This is a genomic window from Candidatus Obscuribacterales bacterium, assembly GCA_019744775.1.
In the GTDB taxonomy this organism is placed as follows: Bacteria; Cyanobacteriota; Vampirovibrionia; order Obscuribacterales; family Obscuribacteraceae; genus SBAT01.
On record JAIETZ010000004.1, the window covers coordinates 100,819 to 117,508 of the forward strand.

The following is a 16,690-nucleotide window of genomic DNA, read 5'->3' on the forward strand; positions in this document are numbered from 1 at the left end:
GTAAACAACCATCGATTGAGGTAACGGTAAACAATGAGCGGCAAAGTAATAGTAATCACCTCAGGTAAGGGCGGTGTCGGCAAGACTACTGCCTCTGCAAACATCGGTACAGCTCTTGCGCAAACAGGCGCATCGGTTGTGTTGGTGGACATGGATATCGGGTTGCGCAACCTCGATATTCTCATGGGCCTGGAAAATCGCGTCGTCTACAACCTCGTCGATGTAATCGAAGAGCGTTGCAAACTGCGCCAAGCTTTTGTCAAAGACAAGCGTATGCCGAATCTTTGCCTCTTGCCCGCTGCACAAACTCGCGATAAGTCTGCAGTCAATGCTGAACAAATGAAAGCTTTGACGACTGAACTTAAGAGCTTGTTTGATTTCGTTTTGATTGATTGTCCAGCTGGTATCGAAAGTGGTTTCCAAAACGCCATCGCCGGAGCCGAAGAAGCAATCATCATCACGACTCCTGAAATGTCGGCTGTCCGCGATGCTGACCGCGTAATAGGACTTCTCGAAGCACGCAAGGAAGAGATTAAAGAACATCGCCTCGTTATCAACCGCCTGCGTCCGTCAATGGTGAAGACCAACGACATGATGAGCGTAGATGACGTTCTAGAAATCCTCTCCGTCAAACTCCTCGGGGTTATTCCGGAAGACGAAGAAATTATCGTCTCCACCAACCGTGGCGAACCAGTTGCCGGAACTGAAAACCAGCGTGCCGGATTGGCTTACAGAAATATCGCTCGCCGCCTCAAGGGCGAAGACGTGCCTATCATGGACCTCCAGTCTCTTGATGAAAACTGGATGAACAAGATAGTCAAGTTCTTCACACCTGCGGCTCGCGCTTAATTGGGAGGAGCAAACAATGCAAGTTCTCAATTGGTTTTTCCGTAGTAAAAACGAACCAGCAACAGCCCGCACACGTGCAAAAGACCGCATGCGTCTCATGCTCATCCATGACCGCCTGGAGTTGCCCGCAGATCGCTTGGCATCCCTGGAAGAGGAACTTATTGCCGTAGTTGGCCGTTATTTTGAAGTTGACCGTCAAACTACCCGCTTCGATCTGCAACAATATGAGCGGAGGGCAGCATTAATTGCTAACTTCCCTCTAGTTAGATCCAAGAGCTAGGTAGCAGGTACAACTTGAACACGACTCAGCAGCAATACGATCCGTCCTTCATGTTGCGGAGTTTGTTCCGGCTCCTTTCCGAAATGGATTGGTGGCTACTATCTGTTACTGCGTTTCTGACGACTATCGGCTTAATGACGCTGGCTCATACCCAGTTAGCCATTAGCTTCTTTGATAAGCAAGTTGCCTTCGTCTGGGCCGGCTTGGTGTTTCTCATCATCTGCTGGCGAGTTCCATATTTTGTATGGACGCAGAAAGCTGTCGTACCTGTTTTGTACGGCATCAACTTAGGCCTTTTGCTCGCGGTTATGCTCAAGGGGCATACAGCACTAGGTGCACAGCGTTGGTTGGCGATTGGTCCTATTACCTTGCAGCCATCGGAGTTAGCAAAGCCTGTCGTTATCTTCACGTTGGCAGCTTGGTTGGGTCGCCGGCCAATTCGCGGCTTCTTCGATTGCTTCAAAGCACTCGCCTTGATCGTACCGCCGGCACTTCTCGTATTTAAGCAACCCGACTTAGGCACCTCGCTCACTTTCGGAGCCATCTATTTAGGAATGTGCTTCTGGGCAGGAGCTACTGCCACAGATATTTTGGTTCTGCTCAGTCCGCTGTTGAGTTTGATTTTCAATGCACTGAATGTTCAATGGTGGGTTGCCTATTTGGTTGTATTGGGAGCGATATTACTCTTCACCTGGAGACCCCGTAATTGGTCATGGCTCATTCGTATCGCCATGGTTCTCGTTGTCCTTGTAGCTAACGCCGGACTTGGAGAAGTACGACCACACCTATGGGGAATGTTGAAAGACTATCAACAGAAGCGACTAACCTCGTTCTTGAATCCATACGCAGATCCTCGCGGGTCCGGTTATCACATCCTGCAAAGTCTAATTGCAATAGGCTCCGGTGGAGTTGCCGGACAAGGCTTAGGCAAAGGAAATCAAAGCCAGGGTGCTTTCATTCCAGAGCGTCAAACTGACTTCATTTTCTCCGTAATAGGCGAGGAAATGGGCTTCAAAATTTCCGCATTGATCATTGCCGCATATGCCATCATCTGCTTGCGCGCGTTAAAAATCGCCTATCAATCACGAGAAGAACCAATTGGCAGTCTAATCGCGATTGGTATCATGTCGATGTTTCTATTCCACGTCTTCTTAAACATAGGTATGACGATGGGAATCATGCCTGTAGCCGGTGTGCCGCTGCCATTTCTCAGTTATGGGGGAACGGCTCTGCTAGTGGATTTGAGCGCGATAGGAATTCTTCAGTCAATTCGATTTTTAAATCCGCCACCACGACAAGATGTTTGGCGTTAACTGAAAAAAATCACTCTAATTCGTGACGGAAAATCACCTGAAAGAATTTGATGAAAAGATAAAGGTCCGCCGAGACACGACGGACCTTTATCAGATTTCTTGCGTTTACTTGTAGTTCTTATCTGTTATTCGGAATGAACGACTCAGAAGCTTTTGTTGCACTGTCACGCATGCGTACAAGAGTCTCCGCTTCGCTATTTTCAAAAGCGGCAATTTCAGAATTAGAAATTGATGCACCATTGAGCTTGCCACCCTGACCCAATTGCACCATGCGATCCATGATGGTGAATGTGTCTTCAATATAGCGAGCCAGAGCGCGTCCTTGCGGGACAACTTGCTCGACGGTTGCATCGAGGAAATAGTGAGACTCGACACCGGTAACACTGTTATCGCCTTCGTTGTTGCGCCACATCGATTGAAAACGAATTTTCAACGGTGCGCCCGGACGGCTGGATAATACTAAGTTACGTTCAAAACCTTGGCTATTGACGATGATTTCGCCCACGAGCTCATCAAAACTAGCTGGACCGCTAGGCAACATACCCTGCATGCGTCCTGGTGCTGTTCCTAGCTCTTGAGCAAGCAATTCAACTAATTGTGCAAATGATGCAACGCCTTGGAGGTCGATTGTCTTGCCTGAACCGGCAGCCGGTTTAGCAGAACTGTTTGCGGGGGTTTTGAAACCTTCGTTCGTCATGACTTTTTCACCTTAGTTAGATACGGGTCTGATCTAAATCCTTCCCATTTATTCCGAATAATGTCAGCACTGGATATAAGTTTCAAGAATTTCGGGACAGATTTAAACACGTGACAACTGCGTTGTAGCGCATTGCAACACGATTAGCACTTGCCAATGGAAGCTGAGAGCAAAGCATATATCATTTAACGCATGCCTTCCTGCACCTCTTCAAGACCAGCAGTCAACCAATCCACGCCTAAAAAAGGCTGGTTCAATACGCTTGGCGAATGGGCGGAAATGATCAAGATCGAACACACAGTGTTCGCTCTACCCTTTGCGCTTTCCGGCATGGTGCTCGCTAAGACGCAATTGCCTGGTTGGCAAGTGGTATTTTTCATCATACTAGCTTTTGCCGGCGCGCGCTCAGCGGCAATGACCCTTAATCGAATAATCGATTCCAGAATTGACCTGCGTAATCCCCGAACAACATCGCGTGCCATACCAGCTGGTCGCATAAGCGTTACTCAAGCATGTGTTCTGACTATCGCCTCATTTGCCGTAATGCTTTTTGCCGCCAGCAAATTGCCATCGATTTGCCTGCAACTTTCCCCTATAGCTATCTTTTGGCTGAGCTTTTACTCTTTCACCAAGCGCATTACCTGGGCATGCCATCTCGCTTTAGGTGTTGCCTTAGCAGGAGCTGCACTTGGTGGCTGGGTAGCCGCGGGCGGTCAACTGGACACTTTTGCGCCTTGGGTTCTCGCCACAGCGGTCGGTACTTGGGTTGCCGGCTTCGACATTATTTACGCTCTGCAGGACATTGAATTCGACAACAAGGAAAAGCTGCATAGCATCCCGGCAAGATTCGGGCTGTCCAAGGCACTGAATATCTCGTCAGGACTGCATGTGGTCACTGTCAGCGCCCTATCGCTTTTGGGCTGGGTATTGAGCCTCGGCGTCATATATTGGATTGGAGTAGTCATGGTTGCCATGATGCTTGCCTACGAACATCATCTGGTTAAGCCAAATGACTTATCCAAGGTAAATGCGGCATTTTTCAACATCAACGGCATCGTCAGTATTTTGACGTTTGCAATGATTCTTCTTGACAAGCTGTATTCTTGACGCATAAGACAGGGCGCATGCAATGCGCCCCTACAGATACATGGGTTGGGGTACATTGCATGCGCCCGATATCTGCTTGACAGCTAGATTAGTTTCTACAAAAGATCCCTAAGCTCGCGCCAAGTACACTTTACTGACAACACTTCTCGAGAGCTGAAATGACGTCGACGTCTTCTACGACACCATCTGTCGCCTTCAATGCGGAGCCAACTGTGTCCAATCTGGAATTGGGCAAGAAAGTGCTTACTATGGAGGCGCAAGCCATTTTGTCCATGGCAGATCGTTTGTCACCGGCATTTGAACAAGCAGTCGACCTCATCCTTAATTGCACAGGCAAAGTCGTTGTTACAGGAATAGGAAAATCAGGACACATCGGCAACAAGATTGCCGCAACTTTTGCCTCAACCGGTACACCGGCATTTTTTGTGCACCCGGCAGAATTGCGTCACGGGGACTTCGGCATGCTCGACGAGCGCGATTTGATAATTGCCTTGTCCGGCTCCGGCGAGACACAAGAAATTAAACTGATTCTCGAGCCAATCAAACGTCTTGGTTTGAAGATCGTTGCATTCACTGGCGGATTGAATTCCACTTTGGCGAAGTTTTCCGAATTGGTTATCGACGTGCAAGTAAGTCGCGAAGCTTGCCCGCTCAATCTAGCCCCCACATCATCGACCACAGCAACATTGGCTATGGGTGATGCTCTGGCAATGGCTGTGATGACCCGCAAAGGATTCGGCATAGACGATTTTGCTCGCTCGCATCCAGGAGGAGCACTTGGTCAACGCCTGTTACAAATCAAAGACATCATGCATACAGGTCGCTCGCTGCCGACACTGAAAGCAGAGACAAAATACGCAGAAATTCTCAAAGAGATGAACGAGAAGAATTACGACTTTGCTGTTGTTGTTGATGCGCACAACAAGTTAAGTGGTGTCATCACTCATGGCGACATGCGTCGTGCGCAGGTCAAATTCGGCAATGGCATTTTTGAGAAATCAGCTAAGGATGTAATGTTTGCCAATCCAAAAACAATTTCGGCAAACTCCTTAGCAGTTGAAGCTCTTAAGATGATGGACAAACATCACATAAGCGATTTGCCAATCGTTGATGAAAACGGCTGCCCATCAGGATTTATAAACCTAAAAGATCTAGTCCACTCAGGCATCATTTAATTCCAGATTTAAGAGGTGACCGATGAACTTTATTTCCGCTCTCATACTTGCAATGTTAGCGTCAGCAGTCATTTGTCTTTCCGGCTCTGCATGTCCGTGCAAGGACGTAAAAGAGCTTGCTGCCAAACCGATAAACACATCGGAAAATGTTTTGGACGGTCTGCGCTGGACACACACTCCTGAATACACCAAAGAATTCAATGAAGCAATTAAACAAGCTCGCGCTGCGTGTCTCAAGCACATAGGCAAACCCTACAGAGCAATAGTTGCTGACGTAGACGAAACGGTCTTGGATAATAGACCACACATGGAACAGAATCCTGTAATTGGCTGGAAGGGCTTTGAGCCGTGGGTGCAGCAAGCCAAAGCACCGACTCTTAGACCAACCGCAGAATTACTTGAGTGGGCTAGAAAAAACGGCTACGCCATATTTCTCGTAACCGGTCGCTATGAAAGCACCCGTAAAGCAACCATTGAAAATCTAGTCAAAGATGGCATTGCGTATGACGGACTCTTCATGCGCCAAGACGGCAATCATGTACCAGCTGAAGAATTCAAATCAGCCTACAGAAAAGCAATCGAAGACATGGGCTTCACCATTGTCTTGAATATCGGCGACCAAGTATCTGACTTGTTAGGCGGCTACTCCGAAGAGTGCATCAAGCTTCCCAACAAGATGTACTTCATCAACTAGCCAGTTACTTTTTAGGTTTAGTGACAGGTTTAGCTATTTTAGTAGCCTTAGCGCTTTTAGCTTGAGGCTTAGTTTTTGGCGGCGTCGCTTTATTGGCTTTAGCCGAAACTGTAGTCTTTTTTGCTTCGACTGGTTTCTTTTGACTTGCCGGCACAGGTGGCACAATTTGTTTTACCGGGGGCTTTTCGGTTTGAATTGGCGGTAGACTAGGATCTACAACAAGTACTTTTCTACTATTGAATCCATAGGCAAAACCAATAAAAAAGGCATTGACTGCTAACAGTGCAGAAATAAAACGACCCTTGCCGCTCATTGCCTATTCTCCAACAAAAGTCTTAGTGTCGGCAAAACTCTCGGACTCGGCCGCGTTGCGTGCATAGCTAAGCAATACATCTTTTGAAGAGAAATTTTCTTGTATGTACGGTCCCGAGACAATTTTCACACTTAACACGGCTTTGTCATCGCCGACGTGCTTGTTGTACTGCTCGCCCAATTCCTTGGCATCAAATACAACAGTATTAGTTCCCTTCTTCACTAGTCGAGTAATATCAACGTTCTTTCCGGGACCAAAAAAATTGTCTACAGCAGTGCCGTTCACTTTGACGGTTATGGAATAGCCGATGTACTCAACACCCGATGACGACAACCAATATTTCCGAGAGGTTTTTGGTTTTGCAGATGCCGGTTTAGTCGTCGGCTTCTCTTCTTCTATAGGCAACATTTTGCTGTCAGCCTCGACTGGAGCTTCTGCTTGTTGTTCCTCTACTGCCTCTTTTGTGCCGGGTGCTACTTTCTGAATGGGTGCCAATTGCTGATGCACACCCAAATAGTATCCACCAAACCCAGCTCCACCTACCATGAGCACCAATATCACAAGATCCGATAGTGCACCCAATACATTGATGCCTTCACGTTTTTGAACCATGATTTGGTAATTGCTCCTAGTTACGGTATCCTCGACAGAGATCAGTTTAGACTAATAAGCAAACAGGACATTAAATTCAGTGGTAAAGCGAGCCAAAACCAGCCTGGTTATATGCACTCTGCTTTTAATCACCAGCAGTTGTTTTAATACCCCGGCATACAGCCAAGTCAAGAGATACCAGATTGAGGCTGCCGTCTACAAACTCTGCCAGGAAGGTAAGACGGCTATTGATCAAAAGGATTTTGCAAAAGCGCGAGACATATTTTTAGAAGCAGCGAAAAGCGATCCCACATCCAATTCAAAGTATGTGCACACCTGCCTTAGTCAAAGTTATCTTCAGCTCAGAGAATTCAGCAAAGCAATAACTGAAGCGCAAATTGTACTCAAACTTGATCCGAACAACGCCTATGCTTTGTACATCATATCGAAAGCAAATTATGAAACAGGGAATTTCGACGAAGCAGCTCGCTACCTACAAAAAAGTAATAACACGGACAGAGCAAACAAAGACGCCGAAAAATCCAACCGTGCTGCATGTAATATCTCCGCATATGCCAACCTGCAAAAAGCAACTCAATGCATAAAATCAAATAACGATATCGAAGCAACAAAGCTATTACAAAGTGCAATTGATTGTGACCCGACACCTGTCTCACCTCATGCTCACGCCGGTCTTTCATTTGTTTATCGGCGCAGAGGCTATCTGCAAAGGGCCATTCAAGAAGGCAACAGGGCTCTCGCATTAAATCCACAAGACAAAGCAACGGTTTACAACATCGCTATGGCTTATAGAGACCAGGGACACTTTGACGATGCGATAGCTTGGATGAATCGATATCTAACTATGGAGACGGATCAGACACAGCGACAAAACGCTCTTGCCTGCCTTAAAAGTTTCCAGCTCGACAAAGCAAATCTGCAAAACCCGGACAACAAATTACCGGACTATTTGGATGAGTCATTAGCCCAAGGGCACACTAGTAAGTGGAATCAAGATAGGCTGCCGCTGAAACTTTTTATTTCGTCGGGGGCAGGAACACTTGGGTACATGAACTCCTATAGAAATGTAATGCTTCTAGCCTTTGATGCCTGGTGCGAAGCCTCCCACAATAAATTGGCATACGTAGTTACTAATGATCAGTCCAAGGCCGACATTATTGTTCAATGGACTGCAACTCCATTTAGGAGAAGCACTGATCACCCCAACACCAGAAAATGCGGCGAGACTCTTTTCAGATTCAATGACCTTGGCGACATTCAAGAAGCCACCATTACCATATTGACGGTCAACCCTTTTAACGGAGCGCCACTCAATTCTGATGGCGAATGCGCGTCAATTTGCATTCACGAAGTGGGTCACGCTTTGGGGTTGGGCCATTCACCAAAAATCGCAGATATTATGTACTTCTGCACTTCCACTCTCCAAAATGGTTTAAGCCCTAGAGACAAGGCAACACTGTCTAAACTGTACTTGGCGTACCCACCAATTGCCTTTGCACCCAAAGCGGCCACTTTACCCAACAAGATTGAATATCTGCCTGTTCCGGAATTTATGCCGCCACTGCCACCTGACACGTCAAAGCTGGAGCCGCCTTTATTTGTGCCCCCGCCGGCAAGACAAACAGAACCGCAACCACCATTCTTTACACCGCCGGCACTATCTAAACCAGCGTCAAATGAGTCGCTGTTTTTTGTCCCATCGAAGAAGTAATCTGGGCAATTGCCAATACGTAGTATTGACATTGTATTGACAACGTGCTAATATCTCAAATAGAAAGTAGTTATGGTGATCAGTTGTTTCGATATTTAGAAAGAAGCTTTTATGCCTAGAGGTCAATTTGACAGGAAGAAAATGAAACGTACCGGCGAGTTTAAAATGGACTCTGCCACTTCAAGCAAAGTCGAAAAGATGATTTCACAGGCTTCCGGAGAAGATGAAGAGACGAGAGTCAACTTTCGCTGGGGAAAAGAGCAACTTGCGCTGGTAAAACGTGCGGCAAATCTAATGGGCGTTCCCTACCAAACTTATCTAAAGCAAGTCGTTTACCGACAGTGCTTAATTGATTTAAAAAGCGCTTCCGACCTTACTTAAGCATCGGCGTCTTGCTAGCAGGCATTTCCGATTTGACTTCGAATTTTGTGATCATTTCCTGCGGCAGTATGAATGCGAGTATGAACATCGCGCCTACTGCTAAGTGAAGCAAGGCATCGTTTGTGCCTAATTCGAGAGTTTGCGGTATGACGACAAGCAAGTGTTCGTCGTAGCCGAACATGCCCATTGAATCAATACCAGGTGGTGCTGTAATTCCGGCGATGCCTAAGAATAGATAGACAATACCAAATGAAAGCGCGAAGAATTTAGCACTTCTGACGGATCCCCACAGTCCAAAGGACAAGGCAGCTGCCCCTGAGGCAAGGTGAATCAAATTATGCGCAACGCTCAAATGAGTACCCATGAAACCTGGGGCGAAAAAGCCTATTAATCCGATAACCGCGAAGGAGAGACCCAGCAATATGATTAGACCCTTGCTCATCATTTCATCCTCCAAATTTCCCAAAGAAACGGCTGGGACTAATGATGCGCGGGATTCAACTTTGCTCCCGATTTTGCATTATTTTTGACTCAATTGGTGTTTTCTTCTGCCAGCGAGTAGCTTGTGCTGCGTCCGCCGGCTGCATCTTTCACCAAAATACTTTGTCTTACTAAATCATTAATATCTCTGTTTGCCGTGTCTTGCGAGCACTTAGCCAACTTGGCCCACTTAGATGACGTCAACTTACCTTCAAATCCATCAAGCAGTTTGTTCAAGACAAGCTTTTGACGATCATTCAAATTAACTGACTGGGCGGACTCAAAGAATTTTGCTTTGCTTAATACAGTGCCCAATGTTGCATGAGCGCCATCAATGGCGCGATCGAGGCAAGCTAGAAACCACTCCAGCCAGGGAGTAATTTCCATTTTTCCCTTTTGCGTGCGTTCAAGCATGTCGTAATAAATATTTCGCTCCAAGCGAATTTGTGCCGACATGCTGTAAAAGCGTTCGGCAATATTTTCAGAGCGCGCCAGCATCATGTCGGCGATTGCTCTGGCAATTCGCCCATTGCCATCGTCGAGCGGGTGAATGGTGACAAACCAAAGATGAGCAACGCCCGCTTTCAAAACGAGATCAACTCCTTGATCCGTTTCAAACCATTTGAGAAAGGCATTCATTTCCTTTTTCAGTCGTTTAGCATCAGGCGCTTGGTAGTGCACTTTCTCGCGTCCAATGGCACCGGAGACAACTTGCATTGGTCCGGATTTATCGTCGCGCCAGTTTCCGACATTTATTTTGCTCCAACCGCTTTGACCGGTAGGGAATAAAAGGCTATGCCAATGAAACAAACGCTCCTCAGTCAATGGATTTTGAAAGTGCTGCGTGGCATCAAGCATCATTTCAACGACACCTTCAACATCTCTATCAGCAGGTTTTAGTCCGGCAATTTTGATTCCCATTCTTCTGGCTAAGGACGAACGCACTTGATCGGCATCAAGAATTTCGCCTTCAATCTCATTGGACTTAACGACTTCTTGAGTCAAGACTTTCAACACTGCCTGTCTGCGCAGGTCAAAGCCCAAGGCCTCCATGCGACCAATTAGACGTCCTTGCTTGTGGCGCACCGAAGCCAAGAGTTCGCTCAATTTGTCGTCTTGCCACGAAAAATGTGGCCAGTTGGCTAATTCATGGATGTACACTACTTCATTCTCCGCGCTTTATGCGGAGATTATAGCTGTTATTCTCCGCACGAACAAGGCTATTCACCGCAAATATTGCGGAGATTAAGACCGATAATCTCCGCATGCCAATAGGGTAAGAAATAAGAGATAGCCTTGGCGGAGAAATTCATGTCTGACACAATCATTGCCGGTGTCGATTTCAGCAGTTCCAAAACAACGCAGCACGAAACTTGGCTGGTCGTCGGTAAATTGGGATCACTTGGTCTGGAAATTTTGGAAACCAAAAAATTAGGGGCACATGCCTTAGGACAAGAGCTCGCTCAGCACAAAGCACTTTCCATGATAGGCATCGACTGTCCATTTTCATTGCCGGCGGATTTTTTGCAATTCCTCGCCACAAAGAAAATGAAGAAGGACTATCAAAACTGGCAAAACATTGTCGAAGAACTGATTTTCATCACCTACGAAGAATTCATTGAATTAGTAAAAGAATACGGCAAAGAACCAAAGCGCGTCACAGACGGCACCACAGCGCTCAGTCCTTTGCACAAGAAAAATCCATCAATGACGGATGTCACCTACTACGGCATGCGTCTTCTAGCGTCACTTGCCCCAATGAGATTCTTTGTTGTGCCGTTTCAAGATCCAATTCCGCTGGGCTGCGCGGTACTGGAAGTAAACACTAGCGATACGCTTCGTTATTTTGGTTTGCCAAATACCGGTTATGCGAGCAAAGAAAAGGACGGCGAAGAGAAGATAAAAGAACTCCGCCACAAAATTCTGCATTCTTTGATTGAACTCAAAGAAAAGAAAGGCATCACATACAAAGATGTCCCTCGACTGACAGTACCAAAAGCTCTGGAGCACAACTTCGTCAATTCCGAGCACGCTTTAGACGCGCTCATTTCTTGTTACGCGATTGCGCTCTACACAGGGCACAAAGACATGTTTGATGATCCGTACTCGACAGATCAAATAGAAGTCTTGCTTGAAGGCTGGACATTCCGCCCGAAAATCCCGGTTAAGAAATAACTCTTAGCGTCTTCTGCCGCCCATAGATAGGCGTCTCATCGACGATTTTTTTGGAGGCTTAACAGCTGGGCTACCATCGGGCAGACACAACTGGCGGCCTGTTATTTTTTCGATATCGCGCACGAGATAGCGTTGTTCAATGCTTACAAAAGAAAGAGCAACGCCTGTACGACCGGCACGTCCTGTTCTACCGATGCGATGCACATAGTCAGCAGCACTATCCGGCAGGTCGTAATTCACGACATGGCTGATGCTTGGAATATCTAATCCACGAGCAGCAACGTCTGTAGCTACTAGCACATTGAAAGCGCCAGCGCGATAGCGGGAAAGAGTCTTCTCTCGCTGAGACTGCGATATGTCACCGTGAATTTCTTCAGCTTGCACATTTGACTGGCGGAGCCTATCTCTAATGCGACCAGCCTTACGGCGCGTGCGTGTAAACACAAGTACCGACTTCATGTCTTCTTCGTTGAGCAGCTTAAGTAATAAAGCTTCCTTGCCTGATTCATCAACGTGATAAACACATTGCTCAATCTCTTTTGCTTCGACTTGTTGCGGATTAACACGAACAGTCACAGGGTTCTTCAAATATTCAGAGGCTAGCTGTTCTACACGCTTATCAATAGTAGCGGAAAACATAAGAGTTTGACGCTCTTTGCTCAGCTTAGCAACAATGCGTCTTACTTGAGGCATGAAGCCCATGTCCAACATACGGTCGGCTTCATCGAGAACAAGATATTTGATCATGGATAGATCAACGGTCTTTCTCTCAATGTGATCAAATAGTCGTCCTGGTGTTGCAACGATTACATCCACACCACGGCGCAATAAACGAATCTGTCTGTCATAACCTGTGCCACCATACACAGACAAGACACGGACATTTTTCTGTTGTCCGAATCTCTGAAACTCTTTTTCAATTTGCACAGCCAATTCGCGAGTTGGTGCTAACACCAACGCTTGAGGCTTGTTGCCTTGCGGTTTCAGTTTTTCAATAATAGGCAAAGCAAATGCGGCAGTTTTGCCGGAACCTGTCTGGGCAGACGCCATTAGATCTTTGCGATCTAATACGGCGGGAATAGCTTTTTCTTGTATTTCAGTCGGCTGCTCAAAGCCAATTTTTTGCAACAAACTAGCAGTCGGCTTGGCCAAGCCAAGCTGTTCAAAATTAATCAATTTTTCGTCCTTTATGAAGGGCTCTTTAATCTCAGTCTCAAACAAGCGACCTGAGACTGATTTCTCCTGCTTCTTGATGGACTCTAAAGAATTCAACCAATTATCCCATGCTTGAGCCCGGTTGTCAAAAAAGCCAAAACAGTCACCAGGCTTGAATTTCACTCAAAATCCCTACCAGCGCACAGGAATTGGCTCGTAATTCGGCCACTGAGGCAGCTTGCCGCTGCGCGGGCGAAAGAAGACTTCTAAGGTAAATGACCCTGGCTCAAAAATGACACTTTGAATAGTGTATGAGTTGTACAAATCGCCATCATACAAAGAGCCTGGATAATTTCCGTGATGCTCAGACATCACTTGTTTCATTCCCGTCGAGGTTATTGCCGGACCCGCCATCTTCAGTTGTTGTTGCATAGCCAACCAGCGCGGCGTGTTGATGTCACAACGTACAGGCTGTTTGCCCTGCTTCTGAGCACTTTTGACGCGATCCCAATCACTGGGATCCAAGTGATTGTCATCATTTTCTGCCAGGCAAAAACAATTGACTGTTCCTATTGCATCAGGAATTTGCCAGACTGCATTTGGGCGCATCGGAGAAGATGGAGTTCTCAATTCACGGCGTCTGGTTTCCTTGTAGCCGCTAATGTTATTTTCCAACACGGCTGCACGCACAGGATCGGCCAAGAAAATCACGTGGTTGAACGGATATTCTTTCTTCTCATCGCTCATAAAATCCGCGACTTGTTCAATTGTTGTTGCCTGCTCAAGCGCCTGGCGTAAATCCATGGCATACGAACGCTTTTTGCCGGCAGAGTATTTACGACCTGTCGGCGAATCCAGAATCGCTCCATAGACACCAGAGGCGTTGAAGGCAGTCACTGCTCCCATAAAACCAAGACAGGCAATATTCACAATTGATTGGCGGCCTTTGCGTATAGTGGTTACCGACTGTATTTGAGTTAGTTGATTGCCCTTTCCATCCGGCCAATCGAGATTACGACCACAAATTGTCTTACCAAAAGGTGTGCTGTTTCCGAAAGCAGCAGCAGCACTGCATTGATTCATGCGTGCTATATCAGCCATAAAGTTCAAAGTAAAAAGCTCGTCAGCTGAAAGCTTGCCGTCACCTTGCTTGTTGTCGTCACCACCGGAAAGCTTTGATGCAATACCTTCTATCTCTTCACGATATTGCGGCTCCAGTTGCTTGCGTATCTTCTTAACGCGACTAAGCATGACCTTATAAATTAGCCAACTGCCTTGAGTGCTTTCATTTATGTAAGAGTCAAAAATGGATTCAAATTGTGGGCAAGCAACTCGCAATGCTTCACCGTACTCTTCACCAATCTGACGCGGCGTCGCACCATGCTCATAATCTATCCACACATCGTAGTGCGTACCCGTGTCATAAATTCTCACATTGTTGCCCGCCCAGGCGGCATCGAATAAGCCGCTAATAAAGATCAGCAGTGTCACTGTCCAAATGAAATTAAAGACACGCCCAGACATACTCACATTTTACCCCTCAATGTGGGGACGCACTTTGCCATTCATTGCAGGAACGTATTTACCCTCAATGTGGGGACCCACTTTGCCATTCATTGCAGGAACGCATTTACCCTTATTGTACGGGCGCATTGCATGCGCCCTAAAACCCCCACAAACGTAAAGGCCCGAATAGCCTTGGAGGCAATCCGGACCACTACGCGGTTGGCGGTTGGAAAACTTTGTAAATTAATGCGGCATATACATGAAGTAATAGCCACAGGCTCCGGCAAATACCATGAGAACGAAGAGCACACTTACAGCCGCGCCGGTTTTCTTAGCTGTAATTTGTTTGTTGGAAGCCTGAGTTATAGTTGCGCGCAGCATTTTTACTTTCTCTTGCTTTTGTTCAGAACCTTGTCTGGTCTTATTTACACGCTGGAAAAGTGCAGTGCCGCGGCAGCTGTCACAAAATGCTGTTCCTTCTAATACTGTGCCACCACACTTATAGCAAAGTTGTGTCGGCAACAGGGTAGGCGACTCTTGGGCATACTGCCCCATTTCTTCAAAAGTCTGTTGAGTCATAAATCCGTCTCCAGTAGATCCCCTGTGCTTTCGCCCTGAATGGATGGAGTGCAAGTCAAAGCCAACGACTTAGATAGTCGCTCGAAATAAATATGCAAGTGAGTTCCCGTAGTAAATGCCTCTTCCATCAGGCAGGAAGAGAATACGACGCGATTTAATGCTTGTCAAGCAGTTTTAATCTAGCGTTCTTTTGGCGGCGCAGACGGCGCAAACGTCCAGCGCATGGTCGCTTGGGGGTGGTGGGGTCCTGTCAGCAATAATTCAATGACCATCGGATAGGTACTTGGGTCCGGGTATTTGGCCGCGTCTTGTGGATTTTGACGCCTGTAGTCATCCATTATCTTGTCCAAGTCGACGACCTCATATGCCAAAGTCCCCGAACTGTGCCGCTCATCGAACATCCCCTCCGTCGGACTGTGCAATAGCTTGAACCAGGGACAATTTGGAGCGTAGAAGTTCGCAGAGCCCCAGAACAACTCACTGCCTGTGAGATTGCAATTGATGGTTATCCTATCTCCAGGTGAAACATATTCAGGCAATGGCGTGAAAGTAAATGTGCTATTGCGCAGCGGACTGCCTGGCTTGTCTCTTACACTATGTCCGAACCACATTACATTGTCTGGGCGAATTTCCATAGTGTTTTCTTTGTACGAACCACCGCCTTGTACGGTTGGTCCTGTGCAGCGGAAATATTTTTTAGCAGGAGCTGCCGCTGGTTGAGGAGCCGGCTTTGGTTTCGATGGTAATGTTCTCGCCACTTGAGTCTTTGCCGGCGCCAACATGCACACAGCTGTCGTCGTGCGCCCTCCTTCGGTCACTGAAATCGTGCACTTGCCCGGACAGTCTTTCGGCATCTTGCAAATTTGTTTACGCGGCGATTCAGCAAGCGTGTCACACCTCTTCCCATTGCAAGTCACCTTAGAAGTAAGACTGCGTCCGTCACATGGACCGACAATTTTTAAAGGAGCGCCACAAGTACCAGCAGGCGGAATGACGCACTTGGTCGGTTTCGGTGGAGGCGTTGGGCTACATGAAAGCGGCTTACGCGCTACAACGTGCCCATTCTTATCTTTGATACAGACGTTTATCTTCTTATGGCTTTTCGGGATGTAACAGCTAAAAGCATTACGGCGATGGGGGACCGTGCTTATTTCCGGCGGAGCCATTGCAATTGTCGGCTCGGCGCATTTTGGTTTTGATGGTTCAGAGATTTTTGGAGTCTCTTTGTGTTCTTCTTTTGACTCTTCCGGCTCTTGCACTTCCTGAGTCTCTTCGATTTCCACCACATATCCCTGCAAGTTGTCTTCGTTTTCGTGGAGCTCCTCTTTGGTTTCACCTTTAGGTTCGGCAATAACAGAGCCAGAAATGGTATCAGTCGCGGACATATCATCCGGCAAGTCGACAGTCACTGTGCCCGACAGTGTATCGAACTCCACACTTTCCAAACCATCAGCTGCTTTTACAGTAGCGGATGCTTGCTCAGGAGCAGTATCTTGCGCTGTCGTGAACGTACTGCATGTCATCGTGACGACCAATGACAGACCCAATGCTAAAGCAACAGACTTTTTAGCCCTGTTCATAGCTTGCCTTACCTTTTTGCCAATGCCAGCCTAAGACCCAGACACCTCATGCCCTTGGGTTGGAAAGGCAAAACAAGGACAAG

18 protein-coding genes are annotated in these 16,690 nt (G+C 47.0%); 9 read left to right on the top strand and 9 right to left on the bottom strand.

The window, feature by feature from the left end; genetic code table 11:
- The first annotated feature begins 33 nt into the window (after positions 1 to 33).
- Genes minD through rodA form a run of 3 tightly spaced genes read left to right on the top strand, consistent with a single transcriptional unit; the run spans position 34 to position 2,442 of the window.
- Positions 34 to 849, top strand: coding sequence for a septum site-determining protein MinD (gene minD / locus K2Y22_10055; GenBank protein MBX9878787.1), 816 nt, complete (start codon positions 34 to 36; stop codon positions 847 to 849).
- A 16-nt stretch (positions 850 to 865) separates the two neighbouring features.
- Positions 866 to 1,129, top strand: a complete 264-nt coding sequence (minE, locus tag K2Y22_10060) for a cell division topological specificity factor MinE (GenBank protein ID MBX9878788.1) — start codon at positions 866 to 868, stop codon at positions 1,127 to 1,129.
- Positions 1,130 to 1,143: 14 nt separating this feature from the next.
- Positions 1,144 to 2,442 (top strand): rod shape-determining protein RodA, encoded by a 1,299-nt coding sequence (gene rodA / locus K2Y22_10065; GenBank protein MBX9878789.1) that lies wholly within the window; start codon positions 1,144 to 1,146, stop codon positions 2,440 to 2,442.
- Positions 2,443 to 2,560: 118 nt separating this feature from the next.
- Here rodA and K2Y22_10070 read toward each other — a convergent pair whose 3' ends face one another.
- Positions 2,561 to 3,139, bottom strand: coding sequence for a hypothetical protein (locus K2Y22_10070; GenBank protein ID MBX9878790.1), 579 nt, complete (start codon positions 3,137 to 3,139; stop codon positions 2,561 to 2,563).
- 279 nt (positions 3,140 to 3,418) lie between these two features.
- On the opposite strand from K2Y22_10070, the gene ubiA reads away from it, so the two are divergent.
- From ubiA to K2Y22_10085, 3 genes are all read left to right on the top strand, one after another.
- Positions 3,419 to 4,246, top strand: a complete 828-nt coding sequence (ubiA, locus tag K2Y22_10075) for a putative 4-hydroxybenzoate polyprenyltransferase (GenBank protein MBX9878791.1) — start codon at positions 3,419 to 3,421, stop codon at positions 4,244 to 4,246.
- Between the two features lie 158 nt (positions 4,247 to 4,404).
- Positions 4,405 to 5,421, top strand: coding sequence for a KpsF/GutQ family sugar-phosphate isomerase (locus tag K2Y22_10080; protein MBX9878792.1), 1,017 nt, complete (start codon positions 4,405 to 4,407; stop codon positions 5,419 to 5,421).
- A 22-nt stretch (positions 5,422 to 5,443) separates the two neighbouring features.
- Complete coding sequence (locus K2Y22_10085; protein MBX9878793.1) at positions 5,444 to 6,115, top strand: HAD family acid phosphatase; 672 nt, start codon at positions 5,444 to 5,446, stop codon at positions 6,113 to 6,115.
- 4 nt (positions 6,116 to 6,119) lie between these two features.
- On the opposite strand, the gene K2Y22_10090 is transcribed toward K2Y22_10085, so the two are convergent.
- Both K2Y22_10090 and K2Y22_10095 read right to left on the bottom strand, forming a co-directional pair.
- On the bottom strand, positions 6,120 to 6,428 hold the full coding sequence (locus K2Y22_10090; GenBank protein MBX9878794.1) for a hypothetical protein: 309 nt from the start codon (positions 6,426 to 6,428) through the stop codon (positions 6,120 to 6,122).
- A 3-nt stretch (positions 6,429 to 6,431) separates the two neighbouring features.
- Complete coding sequence (locus tag K2Y22_10095) at positions 6,432 to 7,040, bottom strand: hypothetical protein (protein ID MBX9878795.1); 609 nt, start codon at positions 7,038 to 7,040, stop codon at positions 6,432 to 6,434.
- A gap of 79 nt (positions 7,041 to 7,119) precedes the next feature.
- Between K2Y22_10095 and K2Y22_10100 the strand changes: the two genes are divergently transcribed.
- Both K2Y22_10100 and K2Y22_10105 read left to right on the top strand, forming a co-directional pair.
- On the top strand, positions 7,120 to 8,751 hold the full coding sequence (locus K2Y22_10100) for a tetratricopeptide repeat protein (protein MBX9878796.1): 1,632 nt from the start codon (positions 7,120 to 7,122) through the stop codon (positions 8,749 to 8,751).
- 141 nt (positions 8,752 to 8,892) lie between these two features.
- Positions 8,893 to 9,132, top strand: a complete 240-nt coding sequence (locus K2Y22_10105) for a hypothetical protein (protein ID MBX9878797.1) — start codon at positions 8,893 to 8,895, stop codon at positions 9,130 to 9,132.
- Here K2Y22_10105 and K2Y22_10110 read toward each other — a convergent pair.
- Together K2Y22_10110 and K2Y22_10115 are read right to left on the bottom strand one after the other, a co-directional pair.
- A complete protein-coding gene (locus K2Y22_10110; protein MBX9878798.1) occupies positions 9,125 to 9,577 on the bottom strand; it encodes a DUF4383 domain-containing protein in 453 nt (150 codons plus the stop codon). The genes K2Y22_10105 and K2Y22_10110 overlap by 8 nt on opposite strands.
- Positions 9,578 to 9,663: 86 nt before the next feature.
- Positions 9,664 to 10,773 (bottom strand): Fic family protein, encoded by a 1,110-nt coding sequence (locus K2Y22_10115; protein ID MBX9878799.1) that lies wholly within the window; start codon positions 10,771 to 10,773, stop codon positions 9,664 to 9,666.
- A 150-nt stretch (positions 10,774 to 10,923) separates the two neighbouring features.
- Here K2Y22_10115 and K2Y22_10120 point away from each other — a divergent pair, with 150 nt between their 5' ends.
- Entirely contained in the window at positions 10,924 to 11,787 is an 864-nt protein-coding gene (locus K2Y22_10120; GenBank protein ID MBX9878800.1) for a DUF429 domain-containing protein, read from the top strand.
- 3 nt (positions 11,788 to 11,790) lie between these two features.
- On the opposite strand, the gene K2Y22_10125 is transcribed toward K2Y22_10120, so the two are convergent.
- From K2Y22_10125 to K2Y22_10140, 4 genes are all read right to left on the bottom strand, one after another.
- Positions 11,791 to 13,125 (bottom strand): DEAD/DEAH box helicase, encoded by a 1,335-nt coding sequence (locus K2Y22_10125; GenBank protein MBX9878801.1) that lies wholly within the window; start codon positions 13,123 to 13,125, stop codon positions 11,791 to 11,793.
- Positions 13,126 to 13,134: 9 nt separating this feature from the next.
- Positions 13,135 to 14,466, bottom strand: a complete 1,332-nt coding sequence (locus K2Y22_10130) for a hypothetical protein (GenBank protein MBX9878802.1) — start codon at positions 14,464 to 14,466, stop codon at positions 13,135 to 13,137.
- Positions 14,467 to 14,691: 225 nt separating this feature from the next.
- Positions 14,692 to 15,027, bottom strand: coding sequence for a hypothetical protein (locus K2Y22_10135; GenBank protein MBX9878803.1), 336 nt, complete (start codon positions 15,025 to 15,027; stop codon positions 14,692 to 14,694).
- A 179-nt stretch (positions 15,028 to 15,206) separates the two neighbouring features.
- On the bottom strand, positions 15,207 to 16,607 hold the full coding sequence (locus K2Y22_10140; protein MBX9878804.1) for a hypothetical protein: 1,401 nt from the start codon (positions 16,605 to 16,607) through the stop codon (positions 15,207 to 15,209).
- Positions 16,608 to 16,690: the final 83 nt, after the last annotated feature.

Coding starts and splice junctions, on each gene's coding strand:
- minD (MBX9878787.1), top strand. CDS start 34: ATGAGCGGCAAAGTAATAGTAATCACCTCAGGTAAGGGCGGTGTCGGC.
- minE (MBX9878788.1), top strand. CDS start 866: ATGCAAGTTCTCAATTGGTTTTTCCGTAGTAAAAACGAACCAGCAACA.
- K2Y22_10070 (MBX9878790.1), bottom strand. CDS start 3,139: ATGACGAACGAAGGTTTCAAAACCCCCGCAAACAGTTCTGCTAAACCG.
- ubiA (MBX9878791.1), top strand. CDS start 3,419: ATGATCAAGATCGAACACACAGTGTTCGCTCTACCCTTTGCGCTTTCC.
- K2Y22_10080 (MBX9878792.1), top strand. CDS start 4,405: ATGACGTCGACGTCTTCTACGACACCATCTGTCGCCTTCAATGCGGAG.
- K2Y22_10085 (MBX9878793.1), top strand. CDS start 5,444: ATGAACTTTATTTCCGCTCTCATACTTGCAATGTTAGCGTCAGCAGTC.
- K2Y22_10090 (MBX9878794.1), bottom strand. CDS start 6,428: ATGAGCGGCAAGGGTCGTTTTATTTCTGCACTGTTAGCAGTCAATGCC.
- K2Y22_10095 (MBX9878795.1), bottom strand. CDS start 7,040: ATGGTTCAAAAACGTGAAGGCATCAATGTATTGGGTGCACTATCGGAT.
- K2Y22_10105 (MBX9878797.1), top strand. CDS start 8,893: ATGAAACGTACCGGCGAGTTTAAAATGGACTCTGCCACTTCAAGCAAA.
- K2Y22_10110 (MBX9878798.1), bottom strand. CDS start 9,577: ATGATGAGCAAGGGTCTAATCATATTGCTGGGTCTCTCCTTCGCGGTT.
- K2Y22_10120 (MBX9878800.1), top strand. CDS start 10,924: ATGTCTGACACAATCATTGCCGGTGTCGATTTCAGCAGTTCCAAAACA.
- K2Y22_10130 (MBX9878802.1), bottom strand. CDS start 14,466: ATGTCTGGGCGTGTCTTTAATTTCATTTGGACAGTGACACTGCTGATC.
- K2Y22_10135 (MBX9878803.1), bottom strand. CDS start 15,027: ATGACTCAACAGACTTTTGAAGAAATGGGGCAGTATGCCCAAGAGTCG.
- K2Y22_10140 (MBX9878804.1), bottom strand. CDS start 16,607: ATGAACAGGGCTAAAAAGTCTGTTGCTTTAGCATTGGGTCTGTCATTG.